Raw genomic sequence first — 2,871 nt, 5'->3', positions numbered from 1 at the left:
GCGGGGCGGCGGGCCGGGTCATGAGGGCTCCGCGCGGTCCGCGGCCATGCCCGCCGCGTCCAGGAGGGCCGTGCCCACGATCAGGTCGGCGCCGCCGAACTCCGGGTCCTCCAGCGGGGTGCCGTCGTCCACCGCGAACAGCAGGCGCTCCTCGCCCTGGCGGTACGCCGTGCCCACCGCCGGGCTCGCCGCGTGGACGGCGAGCAGGGCCACCAGGTACGGGAGGTCGGGGTCCTCGCGGCGGGCCTGCGCGAGCAGGCCGGACAGGCGGCGCGGGGCGTCGTGCGGGAGGTCCAGGAGGCGGGTCGCGGCCGCGAGCTGCTCCTCGCTGAAGCGGCTGTCGTCCGGGGTCGCGATCAGGTCGGGTTCCGGCATCTCGGCGCCGAGGTGCTCGCGCTCCACGGGCGGGGTGAGGAGGATCTCGACCAGGTCGGCGACCCGTACCGAGACGGGGGTGCGCAGGCCGGTGCCGGCGGCGAAGAAGGCGTCGGTGACCCGGGTGGCGTGAGCCACGGGCAGCGGCAGCACGGGGGCGACGAGCTGCCCGTACAGGTCGATGCCGGAGCGCGCGGCGGGCGCGGCGAAGGCCTGGCGGTCCTGTTCGGCGCGGAAGAGCGGGCCGGCGTCCAGCAGCCGGGACTGGAGCTGGGTGTGCCGGCGGATGCAGTCCTTGACGATGTCGACGAGCTCGGCGGCGCGCCGCTTGTTCTCGGGGTCCTCGGCCTCGTCGCGCGCCTTGCGGATGTTGGTGAGGATCGCGTTCTCGTGCCGGTAGCGGTCGGCGACGTGGTCGAGGGCCTCGGCGATCATGTCCGGGACGGCCTGGAGCCAGTCGACCGCGCGGACGTTGCGCCGGGTGGCGTCCAGGGTGCGGCGCAAGGTCTCGGCGTACTGGACGGTGCGGTAGCGGGCCTGCTCGGCGGCGAGCTGGGCGTCGGCGAGCCGGCCCCGGCTGATCAGGACCTCCAGCTTGACCTCGGCGGCGATCTGGGCGCTGGTGACGTCCGTGTCGAGGGCGCCGACCAGGACGTTGACGGCCTCGTCGGTGGTGCGCAGGTACACCGCGCCGCCGTGGCCCGGGACCTCCTCGATCAGCTTGAAGTCGTAGTCGCGGCGGACGTAGACGCCGTCGGCGCCGAAGGTGCCGTAGATCGCGCGGAAGCCGCGGTCGACGCTGCCGACGTTGATCAGGTTCTCCAGCACCCAGCGGGCGACCCGCTCGTGCTCGGCGGCCGGCCGGTGGGGGGTCTGGGCGGCGACGCGGGGCAGCAGGCGGGCCACTATCTGCTCGTGGTCGGCGCCCGTGTCGAAGTCCATGTTCAGCGTGACCAGGTCGATCGCGGACAGCGCGACCTCCGCCATCGCGTAGACCCCGTACTCGCCGGCCAGGTTGGCCTTGCGTACGTCGAGGTCGTGCAGCGGGGCGGTGCAGGCGAGGGCGCGGAGCCGCCGGGCGAGGCCCTCGTCGGCGGCCGGGCCCGGCGCCGGGGACGGGAGGGTCTTCGCCGGGGCAGGGAGAGTCACGTCGAAAAGATTAGGCGGTGTCACGGACAACATCCCAAACGGCATGGTTCGGCCGGATCGTCCCCGGCTCCGCGGAAGGCCGCGGAAGGGCTCTGCGGCGCGCGGCGCCCGCGCTGTTCTACGCTCGCCGCATGGCTTCCATGATCACATCCCCAGCGGCCGCGATCGACCTCAACGCCGACCTCGGCGAGGGCTTCGGGCGGTGGACGCTCACGGACGACGAGGCCCTCCTGTCGGTGGTCACCAGCGCCAACGTGGCCTGCGGCTTCCACGCCGGCGACCCGTCGATCATGCGCCGGGTGTGCGAGCTGGCCGCCGCGCGCGGCGTACGGATCGGGGCGCAGGTCTCGTACCGGGACCTGGCGGGCTTCGGGCGGCGGGCGATGGACGTTCCGGCGCGGGAGCTGGCGGCAGAGGTGGCCTACCAGATCGGGGCGCTCGAGGTGTTCGCACGGGCGGCCGGGTCGAGGGTGTCGTACGTGAAACCGCACGGCGCGCTGTACAACCGCACGGTCCACGACGCCGAGCAGGCGGGGGCGGTGGTCGCCGGGGTCCGGCTGGCCGCCGGGGAGGCCGGGCTGCCGGTGCTGGGCCTCCCGGGGTCGCTGCTGCTGGCCGCGGCCGCGGAGGCCGGGCTGGAGGCCGTACCGGAGGCCTTCGCCGACCGGGCCTACACCCCGGCGGGGACGCTGGTCCCGCGCGGGACGCCGGGGGCGGTGCTGCACGACCCGGACGCGGTGGTCGCCCGGGCCGTGCGGATGGCGGCGCAGGGCGAGGTCACGGCCGCCGACGGGTCCCCGGTACGGGTCTCCGCGCGCTCCCTGTGCCTGCACGGGGACACCCCGGGGGCGGCGGGGCTCGCGGTGCGGGTCCGGGAGGCGCTGGGGGCGGCGGGCGTACGGGTGGAGGCGTTCGCGTGAGGGCCCTGGTGGTGGGCCGGGAGGCGCTGCTGCTGGAGGTGGACTCGGCCGGGGAGGTGGCCGCGCTCCACGCCGAGCTGCTGCGCCGGCGGGACGCGGGCGAGCTGGGCGCCGTACGGGAGGTGGTGCCGGCGGCGCGGACGGTGCTGCTGGACGGGGTGCGGGAGCCGGGGGCGCTGGCGGCCCGGATCGCCCGCTGGGAGGTTCCGCCGCTCGCGGAGGCCGAGGGGCCGCTGGTCACCGTGCCGGTGCGGTACGACGGGCCGGACCTGGCGGAGGTGGCCCGGGCGTGGGGCGTCGCCGAGGGGGAGGTGGCCGGGCTGGTCGGGGGGATCGAGTTCCGGGTGGCCTTCTGCGGGTTCGCGCCGGGCTTCGGTTATCTGACGGGGCTCCCGGAGCGGCTGTGGCTCCCGAGGCGGGCCACGCC

3 protein-coding genes are annotated in these 2,871 nt (G+C 76.0%); 2 read left to right on the top strand and 1 reads right to left on the bottom strand.

Translation table 11 applies throughout. From position 1 onward, the window contains the following. Nucleotides 1-18 precede the first annotated feature (18 nt). Nucleotides 19-1,569, bottom strand: coding sequence for a hypothetical protein (locus VR44_RS38230; RefSeq protein ID WP_245692855.1), 1,551 nt, complete (start codon nt 1,567-1,569; stop codon nt 19-21). A gap of 86 nt (nt 1,570-1,655) precedes the next feature. Between VR44_RS38230 and VR44_RS38225 the strand changes: the two genes are divergently transcribed. Both VR44_RS38225 and VR44_RS38220 read left to right on the top strand, forming a co-directional pair. Further along, the gene (locus tag VR44_RS38225) at nt 1,656-2,444 is read left to right on the top strand and encodes a LamB/YcsF family protein (RefSeq protein ID WP_245692853.1); all 789 of its coding nucleotides are present in this window, start codon (nt 1,656-1,658) and stop codon (nt 2,442-2,444) included. Next, the coding region (locus VR44_RS38220) for a carboxyltransferase domain-containing protein (protein WP_045952282.1) at nt 2,441-2,871 on the top strand (431 nt) is incomplete at its 3' end. The genes VR44_RS38225 and VR44_RS38220, both read left to right, overlap by 4 nt.

It is taken from the genome of Streptomyces katrae, assembly GCF_000966975.1.
GTDB lineage: Bacteria > Actinomycetota > Actinomycetes > Streptomycetales > Streptomycetaceae > Streptomyces > Streptomyces katrae.
The sequence above is the reverse complement of the archived record's forward strand: the minus strand, read 5'-3'. Positions and strand labels throughout refer to the sequence as shown.